General features: G+C 74.2%; 11 protein-coding genes. 3 read left to right on the top strand and 8 right to left on the bottom strand.

The genetic code is table 11. The features are described from left to right. Nucleotides 1–3 precede the first annotated feature (3 nt). The 6 genes from ASC82_RS12415 to ASC82_RS12390 all read right to left on the bottom strand — a co-directional run bounded on the left by ASC82_RS12415 (nt 4) and on the right by ASC82_RS12390 (nt 8,100). Nucleotides 4–1,431 (bottom strand): SidA/IucD/PvdA family monooxygenase, encoded by a 1,428-nt coding sequence (locus tag ASC82_RS12415; protein WP_056645823.1) that lies wholly within the window; start codon nt 1,429–1,431, stop codon nt 4–6. Next, nucleotides 1,428–2,795 carry an aminotransferase class V-fold PLP-dependent enzyme gene (locus ASC82_RS12410; RefSeq protein ID WP_056645820.1) on the bottom strand — a complete coding sequence of 456 codons (1,368 nt, stop codon included), beginning with the start codon at nt 2,793–2,795 and terminating at the stop codon, nt 1,428–1,430. The genes ASC82_RS12415 and ASC82_RS12410 overlap by 4 nt, the downstream gene beginning before the upstream one ends. Nucleotides 2,796–3,294: 499 nt before the next feature. Continuing rightward, complete coding sequence (gene pepN, locus ASC82_RS12405; RefSeq protein ID WP_056645817.1) at nt 3,295–5,781, bottom strand: aminopeptidase N; 2,487 nt, start codon at nt 5,779–5,781, stop codon at nt 3,295–3,297. Between the two features lie 110 nt (nt 5,782–5,891). Next, complete coding sequence (locus tag ASC82_RS12400) at nt 5,892–6,878, bottom strand: asparaginase (RefSeq protein ID WP_056645813.1); 987 nt, start codon at nt 6,876–6,878, stop codon at nt 5,892–5,894. After that, complete coding sequence (locus tag ASC82_RS12395) at nt 6,878–7,201, bottom strand: chorismate mutase (protein ID WP_056645811.1); 324 nt, start codon at nt 7,199–7,201, stop codon at nt 6,878–6,880. Before ASC82_RS12395 ends, ASC82_RS12400 begins: the two co-directional genes overlap by 1 nt. Before the next feature lie 11 nt (nt 7,202–7,212). Continuing rightward, nucleotides 7,213–8,100 carry an AraC family transcriptional regulator gene (locus ASC82_RS12390; RefSeq protein WP_056645808.1) on the bottom strand — a complete coding sequence of 296 codons (888 nt, stop codon included), beginning with the start codon at nt 8,098–8,100 and terminating at the stop codon, nt 7,213–7,215. 106 nt (nt 8,101–8,206) lie between these two features. Here ASC82_RS12390 and ASC82_RS12385 point away from each other — a divergent pair, with 106 nt between their 5' ends. Then, entirely contained in the window at nt 8,207–9,967 is a 1,761-nt protein-coding gene (locus ASC82_RS12385; protein WP_056645805.1) for a beta-galactosidase family protein, read from the top strand. Between the two features lie 84 nt (nt 9,968–10,051). On the opposite strand, the gene ASC82_RS12380 is transcribed toward ASC82_RS12385, so the two are convergent. Next, the gene (locus ASC82_RS12380; RefSeq protein ID WP_056645802.1) at nt 10,052–10,852 is read right to left on the bottom strand and encodes a serine protease; all 801 of its coding nucleotides are present in this window, start codon (nt 10,850–10,852) and stop codon (nt 10,052–10,054) included. A 142-nt stretch (nt 10,853–10,994) separates the two neighbouring features. Here ASC82_RS12380 and ASC82_RS12375 point away from each other — a divergent pair, with 142 nt between their 5' ends. Further along, nucleotides 10,995–11,882 (top strand): hypothetical protein, encoded by an 888-nt coding sequence (locus ASC82_RS12375; RefSeq protein ID WP_056645799.1) that lies wholly within the window; start codon nt 10,995–10,997, stop codon nt 11,880–11,882. A gap of 90 nt (nt 11,883–11,972) precedes the next feature. After that, nucleotides 11,973–13,442, top strand: a complete 1,470-nt coding sequence (locus tag ASC82_RS12370; protein ID WP_199862519.1) for an ankyrin repeat domain-containing protein — start codon at nt 11,973–11,975, stop codon at nt 13,440–13,442. A gap of 30 nt (nt 13,443–13,472) precedes the next feature. Here ASC82_RS12370 and ASC82_RS12365 read toward each other — a convergent pair whose 3' ends face one another. Continuing rightward, nucleotides 13,473–13,898 carry a ribonuclease domain-containing protein gene (locus ASC82_RS12365; RefSeq protein WP_056645793.1) on the bottom strand — a complete coding sequence of 142 codons (426 nt, stop codon included), beginning with the start codon at nt 13,896–13,898 and terminating at the stop codon, nt 13,473–13,475. Nucleotides 13,899–13,993: the final 95 nt, after the last annotated feature.

Here is a 13,993-nt window from a genome sequence, read left to right as displayed (position 1 = left end):
CCGCTACACGTTCTGCGTGAGAGGCGTCAGCTTCCGGTCCTGGGCCGGGATGCTCGGCGCCTCTCGCGTCTCCAGGCCGAAGCTGGTGAAGGCGGTGCGGCGCGGCAGCGGATAGGGCTCCTTGCCGGTGACCGAGTTGAGGATGGTCGCGCTGCGCCAGGCGGCGAGTCCGAGGTCGGGCGCACCGACGCCATGGGTGTGCTTCTCGGCGTTCTGGACGTAGACGGAGCCGGTGACCGAGGGGTCGAGGACCAGCCGGTACCGCTCGTCGATCCGGGCGCGGCCGGCCGCGTCGTGGCGCAGGTACGGGTCGAGGCCGGCGAGCATCCGGTCCACGGGGCGCTCGCGGTAGCCGGTCGCGAGGACGACGGCGTCGGTGGTGAGCCGGGAGCGGCTGCCCTGCTGGAGGTGTTCCAGGTGCAGCTCGACCTGGGTGGTGGCGACGCGGCCCGCGGTGCGGACGCGGACGCCGGGGGTGAGGACGGCGTCGGGCCAGCCGCCGTGCAGGGTGCGGCGGTAGAGCTCGTCGTGGATGGCGGCGATGGTGTCGGCGTCGATGCCCTTGTGCAGCTGCCACTGGCGGGGCACGAGTTCGCCGCGGGTGGGCTCGGACAGGGCGTGGAAGTAGCGGGTGTAGTCGGGGGTGAAGTGCTCCAGGCCGAGCTTGGAGTACTCCATGGGGGCGAAGGCCTCGGTACGGGCCAGCCAGTGGATCTTCTCGGCTCCGGCGGGGCGGGCCCGGAGGAGGTCGAGGAAGATCTCGGCGCCGGACTGGCCCGAGCCGATGACGGTGACGTGGCCTGCGGCGACGAGCGTCTCGCGGTGGGCGAGGTAGTCGGCGGAGTGGATCACGGGGACGCCGGGGGCGTCGGCGAGCGGGCGGAGCGGCTCGGGGACGAACGGCTCGGTGCCGACGCCGAGGACGACGTTCCGCGTGTACGCGCGGCCGAGGGCCTCGGCCTCGCCGTCCGGGTCGATCTGGGTGAAGTCGACCTCGAAGAGGCGGCGCTCGGGGTTCCAGCGGACCGAGTCGACCTGGTGGCCGAAGTGGAGGCCGGGGAGCCGCTCGCTGGCCCAGCGGCAGTACGCGTCGTACTCGGCGCGCTGGATGTGGAACTTCTCGGCGAAGTAGAAGGGGAAGAGGCGCTCGCGGCTCTTCAGGTAGTTGAGGAAGGTCCAGGGGCTCGCGGGGTCCGCGAGGGTCACCAGGTCGGCGAGGAAGGGGACCTGGAGGGTGGCGCCCTCGATGAGGAGTCCGGGGTGCCAGTGGAAGGCGGGCCGCTGCTCGTAGAAGGTGGCGGCGAGGCCGCCGGGGACGCCGTCGGCGAGGGCGGCGAGCGAGAGGTTGAAGGGGCCGATGCCGACACCCACCAGGTCGTGAGGCCGGTCGAGGTCGTCGTCCTTGGGGGTGCTGCCGGAGGTGCCGGTCATCGGTGCGTGCTGCCTTCCACGAGGGTGATGAGCTGTGCCAGGTCGCCGGGGGTGGCGTGGGGGTTGAGCAGGGTGGCCTTGAGCCAGAGGCGGCCGTCCGCCTCGGCGCGGCCGAGGACCGCGCGGCCCTCGGCGAGGAGGGTGCGGCGGATCGCGGCGACGGCCTCGTCGGTCGCGCCCTGGGGCCGGAAGAGGACGGTGGTGAGGGTGGGGCGGGCGCGCAGGTCGAGGCCCGGGGCCTTCTCCACGAGGTCGGCCAGATCCTGGGCCCGGTCCATGCAGGCGTCGACGAGCGCGCCGAGACCGGAGCGGCCGAGGGCGCGGAGGGTGACGGCGACCTTGAGGACGTCGGGGCGGCGGGTGGTCCGGAGGGAGCGGCCGAGGAGGTCCGGGAGGCCGGCCTCGGTGTCGTCGTCGGCGTTGAGGTAGTCGGCGGTGTGGCCGAGGACGGCGAGGTCGGCGGCGTCGCGTACGGCGAGGAGTCCGGCGGCGGCCGGCTGCCAGCCGAGTTTGTGCAGGTCGAGGGTGACGGTACGGGCCCGGTCGAGGCCGTCGAGGAGCCGGCGGTGGGTCGGGCTGAGGAGGACGGGGCCTCCGTAGGCGGCGTCCACGTGGAGTTCGGCGCCGTGGGCCGCGGCGACGTCGGCGAGCTCCGGGAGCGGGTCGACGATGCCCTCGTCGGTGGTTCCGGCGGTGGCGACGACGAGGACGGGGCCGGTGAGGGGGGCCAGGGCCGCTTCCAGGGCCGCTGGGTCGACCGTGCCGCGGGGGGTGGGCACCACGACGGGCTCGGGGAGACCGAGGAGCCACGCGGCGCGGTGGAAGGAGTGGTGGGCGTTGGCGCCGACGACGGTACGGACGGCGCCGTGGCGCTCCCTGGCGAGCAGCAGGGCCAGCTGGTTGGACTCCGTACCGCCGGTGGTGACGAGGGCGTCGGGGCCGGGGGCGGCCGGGTAGACCTCGGCGGCGAGCACGGCGGTGACGAGGGCTTCGAGGACGGAGGCGGCGGGCGCCTGGTCCCAGGAGTCCATCGACGGGTTGAGCGCGGAGGCGGCCAGGTCGGCGGCGGCGGCGAGCGCGAGGGGCGGGGTGTGGAGGTGGGCGGCGCAGAGGGGGTGCGCGGGGTCGGCGGCGCCGGCGGCGAGCGCGGTCACGAGCGTGCGGATGGCCTCGTGGGGGCCGGTGCCGGTCTCGGGGAGTACGGCCCCGAGGGCCCCCACCCGCGCCGCCACGGCCGCCGGACCGCCGGCCGGCAGGGGGCCGCGCCGCTCCTCCGCGCCGGTACGGAGGGCGTCGAGGACGGCGTCCAGGAGGGGGCGGAGGGCGGTGGAGTCGGCGGCGAGGGGTGGGGGTGCGGCACACATGGACGACAGCGTGCCGGGGGTTGTCGGGGTTTGTCCGAGGAGTCGTCCCTTGTGACCCGAACGGGGGACACGGACCTGGCGCCCCGACCCGCATGGACCTGCACCCTGCTGGGCGGCGCCTACCCGTGCTGGGCCGCGCCCCCGCCCCTCGTGCGAGGCCGCACCCCGCCCGTGTGGGCAATCGTCCCGCAGGGCGGGACGCATGCCCACAACGGGGTGGGTGGGTGTGCAGCTCGCGTCCGGCCCGCGACGGGGGGTGGGCAGCTCGCGGCCAGCCCGCAACGGGGGTGAGTGGGCAGCCTCCCGGCCCGCCCGCAACGGGGGATGGGCAGCTCGCGGCCAGCCCGCAACAGGGGGAGCTCGCGTCCAACCCGCGACGGGGGTGGGTGGGCAGACTCGCGGCCGGCCCGCAGCGGGTGGGCCGCGAGGCTGCTCGACCCCGTCGCGGGGTGGGCAGCCTCGTGTTCAGCCCGCGTGGGGGGTGGGTGCAGCGGTCGGGTCAGGACTCGCGGACCGTCAGGGCGCGGCGCAGGTCGTCCAGTTGGTCGACGAGCTTGCGGTGGAGGGCCGGGATCATGGTGTCGGCGGCGAGGTGGGACTCGCCGAGGGCCAGGGCGTCGGCGTCGATCGCGTACGCGGGGAAGGCGTAGCGGCCGGCGGCCTCGGCCATCGCGGCGCCGCGCCGGTCGCCGAGGGCGGTGGCGGCGGCGTAGAAGCGGGACACGTAGTCCCGTACGAGCTCGGCCTGTTCGGGCTGCCAGAAGCCGCGGGCGGTGGCGGTGAAGAGGTAGTTGGACAGGTCGTCCGTGTCGAAGAGGGCCGACCAGGCGGCCTCCTTCGCCGCCGGGTCCGGGAGGGCGGCCCGGCAGAGGGCCGCGCCCTCCTGGCCGGTGGCGCTCGGGTCGCGCTCCAGCTCGGCGGCGATCACCGTCTCGTCGGTGGCGCCGAGGACGGCGAGGCGGGCGAGGATCCGCCAGCGCAGCTCGGGGTCGAGCTCGGGGCCGCCGTGGACGGTGCCCTCCTCCAGCCAGGAGGCGAGCTTCTCGGGGGTGGTGGCGCTGTCGACGAAGGTGCGCACGGCCGTGAGGCGCAGGCCCGGGGCCTCGCCGTCCTCGGTGCGGCGCAGCAGGGCGCGGGCGATCTCGCCGATCGTCGCGAGAGCGGCGGGGCGCTCGTCCTCGGAGACGTACCGGTCGGCGATCTGGGTGCGGGCGAAGCCCAGGACGCCCTGGACGAGGGAGAGTTCGGTCTCCTGCGGGAGGTGCGTGCGGGCGGCCTCCAGGTAGGCGGCCGGTGCCAGCTCTCCGTCGCGGACCATGTCGCGCAGGCTGTTCCAGACGACGGCGCGGGTGACCGGGTCGGGGATGGCGGAGAGCGCCTTCAGGACGGTCGCCCCGGAGGTCTCGTCGAAGCGCACCTTGGCGTAGGTGAGGTCGCCTTCGTTGAGGACGACGAGCGCCGGGCGCGGGCCGTTCAGTTCGAGCGGCGCCTCCTGCGGGACGTCGATCTCGCGCCGCTCCCGCAGGACCAAGGCGTCGAGGGCGTCCCGGTCGTACACGCCGACGTCGACGCGGTGCGGGCGGCTGCCCTGGCGGTCGACGGTGAGGGACCAGCGGCTGCCCTCGCCGTCGAGGCGCGGGGTGAGCGTGTCGACGCCCGTGGTGCGCAGCCACTGCTCGGCCCAGCCGTGGACGTCGCGGTCGGTGGCGGCGGCGAGGTTGTCGATGAAGTCGGCGAGGGTGGCGTTGCCGAACTTGTGGCGCTTGAAGTGGATGTTGATGCCGGCGAGGAAGTCCTTCTCGCCGAGCCAGGCGACGAGCTGGCGCAGGGCGGAGGCACCCTTGGCGTAGGAGATGCCGTCGAAGTTGAGGAGCGCGGAGGCGGTGTCGGGGACGGCCTCCGGGTCCGGGGCGACGGGGTGGGTGGAGGGCCGCTGGTCGGCCTCGTACCCCCAGGCCTTCCTGGTGACGCCGAAGTCGACCCAGGTGTCGGGGAAGAGGTCGGCGCAGGCTTCGTTGACGGTCTGGTAGCCCATGTACTCGGCAAAGGACTCGTTCAGCCAGATGTCGTCCCACCAGCGCAGGGTGACGAGGTCGCCGAACCACATGTGGGCCATCTCGTGGGCGATGACCATGGCGCGGGTCTGCCGCTCGGTGACGGTGACGGCGGAGCGGAAGACGAACTCGTCGCGGAAGGTGACGAGTCCGGGGTTCTCCATGGCGCCCGCGTTGAACTCGGGGACGAAGGCCTGGTCGTACGAGTCGAAGGGGTAGGGCTCGTCGAACTTCTCGTGGAAGCGGTCGTAGCAGGCCTTGGTGACGGCGAGGATCTCGTCGGCGTCGGCGTCGAGGTGGGGCGCGAGGGAGCGGCGGCAGTGGATGCCGAAGGGGAGCCCGGCGTGCTCGGTGCGGACGGAGTGCCAGGGGCCGGCGGCGACGCAGACGAAGTAGGTGGAGAGCAGCGGGGTGGTGGCCGCCTTCCAGCGTCCGTCGGGCTGCTGCTCGGTGATGCCGTTGGCGAGGACGGTCCAGCCCTCGGGGGCCGTGACGGTCACGTCGAAGACGGCCTTCAGGTCGGGCTGGTCGAAGGCGGCGAAGACGCGCTGGACGTCCTCCATGAAGAGCTGCGTGTAGACGTACGACTCGCCGTCGGTGGGGTCCGTGAAGCGGTGCATGCCCTCGCCCGTGCGGGAGTACCGCATGGTCGTGGTCACGGTCAGCTCGTGCTCGCCCTCGGTGAGGGTGAGCGGGAGCCGGTTGCCGGTGAGGGCGGCGGGGTCGAGGGCCTCTCCGTCGAGGGTGGCGGAGTGGAGGGTCTCGGGCTTGAGCTCGACGAAGGTGTCCCCGGCGGCGCGGGCGGTGAACCGGACGGTGCTGGTGGAGTCGAAGGTCTCGGCGCCGGTGGTGAGGTCGAGGTCCACCAGGTAGTGGTGGACGTCGAGGAGCTGGGCACGGGTCTGCGCTTCGTCGCGCGTCAGTACGGACATGGGCCCTATGCTGCCCGATGCCTCCGGCCTGCGGCAGGGGTGGTGGGAAGAACCCGTGCTCGGGCCGGTCCGGAGCTCGGGCCAGGCCGGAGCTCGCACCGGTCCGGAGCTCAGGCCAGGCCGGAGCCGTTCAGGTGGGCGAAGGCGGCCGTGATGCGGGGGCGGTCGTAGCCGGTGGGGCCGGCCGCGCCGCTGGAGAGCAGGGTGTGGAGGAGGAGCCGGGCCTTGGCGGGGTCGAGGGGGCCGGCCGGGATCAGTCCGTGGTGCAGCAGGTCGTACTCCGAGCCGGGGCCGCGGTAGGTGTGCGAGAGGGTCGCTCCGCCGCCCGTACGGGAGGCGAGGACGACCGGGATGCGGCGGGCGAGTTCGGCGAGCGGTTCGACGAACCAGGTGGGGACGTGGCCGGCGCCGAAGGCGGCGACGACGAGGCCCTGGTAGCGGTGGTCGATGGCTTCGAGGAGTTCGCCCCGGTCGCCCATGGAGAGCGTCAGGAGGGCGACCTTGACCTCGGGGTCGAACGTCAGCTGGCAGAGCGCAGCGGGGACGGCGGGGCGGAGCAGGATCCGGGGCTCGCCCTCGACGACGGTGCCGACCGGTCCCGCGCCCGGCGAGGCGAAGGTGGCGATCGAGGTCGTGTGGGTCTTGCGGGCGAGGCGGGCGGCGTGGATCTCGTCGGCGAGGACGACGAGGACGCCGAGGTTCCGGCAGGCGGGGTCCGCGGCGACGGCGATGGCGGCGGCGAGGTTGGCGGGGCCGTCGGCGCCGGGCAGGTCGGGGCGGCGCATGGCGCCGGTGACGGCGATCGGCTGCTCGGTGGTGCAGAGCAGGTCGAGGAGGAAGGCGGTCTCCTCCAGGGTGTCGGTGCCCTGGACGACGACCACGCCCGAGCCGTCGGCGACGGTGGCCCGGACCTCGGCGGCGAGCGCGGCGAGATCCTCGTGGGTGAGGGAGGAGCTGGGGACGCGCCGGAAGTCGCGGAGGACGACGTCCTCGGGCGCGCCGAGCCCGGCCAGGACCTCCTGACCGGTCATGCGGGCCGCGTCACCGCCTCGCGCGGAGATCGTCCCTCCGAGGGTGAAGACCGTGACGCGGGCCATCAGCGTGCTCCGTCCGCAATCGTCTCGTGGTGGCGGATGACCTCCGCGATGATGAAGTTCAGGAGCTTCTCCGCGAAGGCCGGGTCCAGTCTCGCGCTCTCGGCCAGTTCGCGCAGCCGGGCGATCTGGCGGGACTCGCGGGCGGGGTCGGCGGGCGGCAGCTTGTGCTCGGCCTTGAGGACGCCGACCTGCTGGGTGCACTTGAAGCGCTCGGCCAGCATGTACACGACCGCGGCGTCGATGTTGTCGATGCTCTCGCGGAGCCGGGTCAGTTCGGCCCGTACGGAGTCGTCGACCGGGCGGGGCAGGGTGGAGTCACTCATGATCTGCGAGCTTAGACGGATCTGGGCTGGATCGTGGGCGGGTGTTCGGGATCCGGAACGCTGTTGCTCCAGCCGCCGTGGACGGAGCGCCCCTGCTGCTCGCGGAAGCGGATGGGCGCGGTGCCGACCCGGCGGGTGAAGAGCCGGGAGAAGTAGGCGGGGTCGTCGTAGCCGACGCGGCGGGCGACGGCCGCGACGGGGAGCTCGGTGGCTGCGAGGAGTTCCTTGGCGCGGCCGAGGCGGACGGTGAGCAGGTAGTCCTTGGGGCTGCAGCCGGCGGCGCGGCGGACGGCGGTGCGCAGTTCGGCGGCGGTCATGCCGTGCCGGGCGGCGTGTTCGGCGACGGAGAGCGGCTGGAAGGCGTCGCGGGCGAGGGCGGCGAGGACGGGGTCGCCGTCGGCGTTGGTGTCGGCGCGGGCGCGGCGCAGGGCGACGAGGAGTTCGTGGACGGCGGCGCCGGTCTCGACCTCCAGGAGGGGGTTGCCCGGGCGGGCGGCGCGGGCGATGCGGCTGATGGCGGCGCGGGCGGGTGCGGCGTCGGAGAGGGGGACGACGGGCCGGTCGGGCTCGATGTAGCCGAGCTCGGTGTACGTGGCGGTGGCCGGTCCCGAGAAGTCGACGAAGGCCTCGTCCCAGCCGGTGCCGGCGTCGGCGGCGTAGTGGTGGGGGGTGCCGGGGGTGAGCCAGATGAGGGCGGGGGCGGTGACGGTGGTGCGGCGCCCGTCGGCGCCCAGGTACCAGCCGCTGCCCGCGGAGACGACGACGGCGACGTGGTGGTCGAGGGTGCGGGGGCCGACGGTGGGCAGGGTGCCGTGCTGGAGCCCGACGCCGAGGCAGACGAGGCCGAGGCGGTGGTGGACGGGGCTGGGCGTGAAGTAGCGCATCCAGGTGTGGTACATGCGGCTTTCCTTCCCCGGGGCCCGGTCCACCGGCCCTCCCTAACGTCCAAACTGCGACGATCTTTGTCCATGGACCCGTCCGCCGCCAGAGGGTGAGGGTGAGGCCATGAGCACGTTCGCTGTGGGTGACGAGGACTTTCTGCTCGACGGGCGGCCGGTGCGCCTCCTCTCGGGGGCGCTGCACTACTTCCGTGTGCACGAGGAGCAGTGGGAGCACCGGCTCGGGATGCTGCGCGCGATGGGCCTCGACTGTGTCGAGACGTACGTCCCCTGGAATCTGTACGCGCCGGGGCCCGGCCGGTACGGGGACGTGGAGGCGCTCGGCCGGTTCCTGGACGCGGTGGAGCGGGCCGGGATGCTCGCGATCGTGCGCCCGGGTCCGTACATCTGCGCCGAGTGGGAGAACGGCGGGCTTCCGCACTGGCTGACGGGGCCGCTCGGGCGGCGCGTGCGGACCCTCGATCCGGAATTCCTCGCGGCGGTGGAGACCTGGTTCCGGCGGCTGCTCCCGCAGGTGGTGGAGCGGCAGGTCGACCGGGGCGGCCCGGTGGTCCTGGTGCAGGTGGAGAACGAGTACGGGAGTTACGGCAGCGACCGGGGCTATCTGGAGTGGCTGGAGAAGCTGCTGCGGGAGTGCGGGGTGAGCGTGCCGCTCTTCACCTCGGACGGGCCGGAGGACCACATGCTGACGGGTGGTTCGGTGCCGGGGGTCCTCGCGACGGCGAACTTCGGCTCGGGGGCGCGGGAGGGCTTCGCGGTGCTGCGGCGCCATCAGCCCTCGGGGCCGTTGATGTGCATGGAGTTCTGGTGCGGCTGGTTCGACCACTGGGGCACGGAGCACGCGGTGCGGGACGCGGCGGACGCGGCGGCGGCGCTGCGGGAGATCCTGGAGTGCGGGGCGTCGGTCAATGTGTACATGGCGCACGGCGGGACCAACTTCGGCGGCTGGGCGGGGGCCAACCGGACGGGTGACCTGCACGACGGGGCGCTGCGGCCGACGGTGACCTCGTACGACTACGACGCGCCGGTGGACGAGGCGGGGCGGCCGACGGAGAAGTTCTGGCGCTTCCGCGAGGTGCTCGCGGAGTACGCGGAGGGGCCGCTGCTCGAGCTCCCCGCGCCGCCGGCCCGGCTCGCGGCCCCGGTGCGGGGCGTCCTCGGCGAGTGGGCGCCGCTCGGCGAGGTCCTGGAGGTGCTCGGCGACGAGGAGTCGCGCGCGCCGATGCCGCCGACCTTCGAGGAGCTGGGTGTGGATCGGGGCCTGGTCCGCTACCGGGTGGAGGTCCTGGGACCCCGGCAGCCGTACCCGCTGGGGGTGACGGGGCTGCGGGACCGGGCGACGGTGTACGTCGACGGGGTCCTGGCGGGGGTCCTGGACGCAGCGGACGGCGAGGACGTGACGCTCGCCGAGCCGGTGGCGGGGCCGGCCGCGGTGGACCTGTGGGTGGAGTCGCTGGGGCGGGTCAACTACGGGCCGCGGCTCGCGGAGTCCAAGGGGATCACGGGCGGGGTGCGGCACGAGCGGCAGTACCTGCACGGGTTCCGGGCTCAGGGCCTGCGGCTTGACGCCTTCGAGGCGGACGCGGTGGCGAAGGTGCCGTTCGGGCCGGTGGCCGCGGAGGCGGGACCCGGGCTGTACCGGGCGGTGGTGGTGGTCGCGGGCGCGGGGGACGCGTGGCTGCGGCTGCCGGGCGGGGTGCGCGGCTTCGTCTGGGTGAACGGCTTCTGCCTGGGCCGGTACTGGAACGCCGGCCCGCAGGAGTCGCTGTTCCTGCCGGGGCCGGTGCTGCGGGAGGGCGCCAACGAGGTGTGGGTGCTCGAGCTGGAGGGCGGGACGGGGACGGATGTCGTCCTCGATGTCCTCTGAGTTCGCACGGTAAGGAAGGGCATCACGCGCGTGAAGGTGCCCCGGAGCCGAGGCCGCTCCGGGGCACCCGTTCACAGGACGCCGTTACAGCGTGGCCGCGGCCGACTTGATCGCGGCGGCGAAGGTCGAGACCTCCGTGTAGACGCCGGGGTAGCCGGCCCGGGCGCAGCCCTCGCCCCAGCTCACGATGCCGACCTGGATCCAGGCGCCGGCGTTGTCCTTGCGGAACATCGGGCCGCCGGAGTCGCCCTGGCAGGTGTCGACCCCGCCCTGGCTGTAGCCGGCACAGATCTCCTCGGCGGGGACGAGGTCGCTGCCGTACGAGCTCTGGCAGGAGGCGTCCGAGACGAAGGGCACGTTCGCCTTGAGCAGGTAGCGCTGCTGGCTTCCGCCCTCACGGGCGGCGCCCCAGCCGGCCACGGTGAAGGTGCCGCTGTTGTACGCGGTGGTCTCGGCGATCTTCAGGGTGGGCAGCGAGGTGATCGGGCTGGCGAGCTTGATCAGCGCCCAGTCCTTGCCCTTGCCGTTGTAGCCCGGGGCTTGGAGGACCTTGGTGGACTTGACCTTGATCGCGCTGCTGCTCTGGAGGTCCACGACACCGGCGGTGGCGGTGATGCTCGTGTTGTTGCCGGAGCCGCTGACGCAGTGGGCGGCGGTGAGGACGACCTGGGGAGTGATCAGCGAGCCGCCGCAGCCCATCGAGAGCCTGACCATCCAGGGGAACTCGCCCTGGGCGGCGCGCACGCCGCCGACGACGGGCGCCGGGGCGGCGGAGGCGGTGGTGGGCTGGAGGCTGACGGCGGCGAGGACGACGGCGCCGGCGGCGGCCAGTTTCTGGAGGGCGCTGACCAGTCGGTTCTTCTTCACGCGTGCTCCTTTTTCCATGGGGGGTTGTGCTCGACGGGAATGACATGCGCCCGTCAAGCCATGTCCGGATTATGGACAGCGCTCAACTGCCGCCACAAGAAAGCCTTTTCGGCCAGAACCGGTGGAGGGACCGTACAGTGGACGGGAGGGGGGATCCGGTATGCCGAACCGTGAGGGGGCCGACCGTGTCGGCCACGGCTTCCCGCACCGCGCCGCGGTCCGGGATTCGCTCACCGCGCTCTACAAGCGCCTCTCCCCCGACGGTGTGCAGCGGTTTCCGGCGAGCGTGCCGGCCGCCGACATGGCCATCGGCGACGACGAGGACCTCCATCTGGGCACCCAGCGGGTGGCCCGCGCCCTCGTCCACCACCTACGGCTGCCCGACGCCCGCATCGTGGCGAGTTTCCGTCCCATGGAGCACGCGGCGACCGTCGAACTCGCCGCAGGACCCGAGTACTTCGTCGAACTCAACGACCGCTTCCGGACCCGCCGCCGGGACATCGGCGCGGCCCTCGCGCACGAGATCACCCACGTCCTGCTGCACCGGCTCGGGCTCGGCTTCCCCGGCACCCCGGAGAACGAGATCCTCACCGACGTCGTGACCACCTATCTGGGAGCGGGCTGGCTGCTCCTCGACGCGTACCGCCAGGACGGGGTCGAGAGCCAGAAGCTCGGCTATCTGACCCCGGAGGAGTTCGGCTACGTCCTCGCCAAGCGGGCCGAGCTCTTCGGGGAGGACCCCTCACCGTGGTTCACCAGCGCGGTGGCGTACGAGGCGTGGGTACGCGGCCGGGCCGAGGCGGAGCGGGAGCGGCGGCAGCCGCCGCTCGCCGGGGCGGGGTGGGCGGAGCGGCGGCGGTACGGCAGGGAGCGGCGCCAGGGCCGGGCGGCGGCCGGCGCCCCGTACGTCTTCGACGGCGGGACCCCGGCGACCGGCGTCTCCTTCGCCTGCCCGGTCTGCCTCCAGCGGCTGCGCGTCCCGGCGGGGCGGACCACCCTGCGGGCGCGGTGCGGGGTGTGCGGCTCGGTCCTGGAGTGCGCGTCCTGACCCGAGCACCGCGATGCGGCGGCGCACGGACCTGCCGCCGTACGGGGAATGGATTTGCGCCATGTGCGGACGGCGCGTCAGGGTCGGCGCATGAGTACGTTGTTCGACGCCATCCGAGCCGGGGACGAGAACGGGGCCGTACGGGCCCTGCGGAGCGGGGCGGACCCCGAGGGCCTGGAGGACGGGGAGACCGCGCTGTACCGCGCGGCCGTGGGCGACGAGGCCGGGATCGTCCGGGTGCTGCTCGCCGCCGGGGCCGATCCGGGGCGGCGCAGCGGCGAGGAGGAGAGCGACCTGCCGCTGTGCGGGGCGGCCTGCGGCGGGCACGCCGAGGTCGTCAGGGCACTGCTCGCGGGCGGCGCGCAGGCGGACCAGGAGGAGGAGTTCGGCTTCACGGCGCTCGCCTGGGCGCTCCGACTCGGGCACGCCGACACGGCGCGGGTCCTGCTCGAACACGGGGCCGACCCCGACCGGCCGGGACCCGACGGGTTCCTCCCGCTCGCCGCCGCCGCCCGGCGCGGCTCCGCCGCCTGCGTACGGGCGCTGCTCGACCACGGGGCGGCGGCGCCGGAGGCCGCGCTGCGGGAGGCGCGGCGGTGGATCGGCGCGGACATCGCGGCCGAGCTGCGGCGCGGGCTCGTCGCGGGGAACGACGGCGGGCAGACGTACGAGGCGGTCGTCCGCCGGGTCCGGGAGGACGGCGGGGTGACGGTCGTCGTCGAGCTGCTGCGGGAGGACGGCGCGCCCACGCGCGGCGACGAGCGGCAGACCGGTCACGCGGCGATCGCCACGCTCCTGGAGGCGGCGATCGGACTGCGCACCCCGCACGAGGAGCTCGCGTCGCGGGCGCTGCGCTGCGGGGACCCGGAGCTCGACGCCTGGACGACGGCGGTGGCCGAACTGGCCGGCCGGGCCGACGAGGAGACCTTCGTGGCGGCGGCGGGCTGGTGCGCCTACCGCGATCCGCTGCGCCGGGCGCTCGGCGCGCGGGTGCTCGGCGCGCTGCCGGGCTTCGCGGCGAGTGCGCTGCCGGTGCTGCGGCGGCTGGCCGCGGAGGCCGTGCCCACGGCGCGGGAGCCCCTGCTGTCGACGGTGATCGCGCTCGGGGAGTGCGGGGATCCGGAGGCCGTACCGGAGCTGCTCGCGGCGGCCGGGCATCCCGAGGCGGCGGTGCGGCGGGCGGTCGCGGGAGCGCTGGCCGGGATCGTCCCGGCGGGGCACACCGAGGCCCTCGGGGTGCTCCTGGCGCTGAGCCGGGACGGCGACGCCCGGGTGCGGGACTGGGCGACGCTCGCCCTCGCCGAGCTGCCCGACGACACCCCTCTCGTACGGGAGGGGCTCGCGGAGCGGCTCGGCGACGACGATCCGGAGACGGCTGCGGAGGCGGCGCGCGGCCTGGCGATCCGTCAGGATCCGCGGTCCGTCGACGCGTTGGCGGCGGTCCTGGCGGACGGCGACCCGGACGGCGCGGCCCGTGAGACGGCGCTCGCCGCCCTCGAACACGTCCGGGACGCCCGGGTCAGGACCCGCCTGGAGTGGACGACCCCGCGCCGCGGCTGACGCATGCCCGCCACCGCTTCGGCGGTCGCGTCAGCAGTCGTGGTCGATCAGGTCGAACGTGGCGTAGTGGTCGGCCGTGTAGTAGTCCTCCTGGACCGCGTTTCCGGTCACGATCCGGCGGGCGCCGCGGGTGGAGACGCCCGGGGTCTTGACCGTGTACTCGTGGTAGTAGCCCAGCGAGTGGGACGGCAGGATCCCCTCCCGGTTCTGGAAGACGGCGCCGTCCTGGCGGTACGGGAACGGGCCGCCCGCGTCGATCAGCCTGAGGGTGTCGTGGGCCTGGGAGGGCAGGTCGGAGTAGCAGATGTCCCCGACGGCCGCGGCGCGCAGGGACGCGACGGCGACGGTGGCAGGGGTGAGGTCCGGCGCGGCGGTGGCGGGGGCGCCGAGGAGGAGGGAGGAGAGGAGGGCAGTGGCGACACCGCCGGCGAGGGTGAATCGAGGGGGGATTCGCATGGCTGGATGATGACGCGCGTAGACCGGCCACCGGAAGGCCAACACCCTTCAATTCCCCGGACGTTCACCGCGCATCACGACTCGTGCGGATGTCG

Origin of the sequence: Streptomyces sp. Root431, assembly GCF_001426585.1 — a bacterium.
In the GTDB taxonomy this organism is placed as follows: Bacteria; Actinomycetota; Actinomycetes; order Streptomycetales; family Streptomycetaceae; genus Streptomyces; species Streptomyces stackebrandtii.
This window is presented reverse-complemented; position numbering and strand designations above follow the sequence as displayed.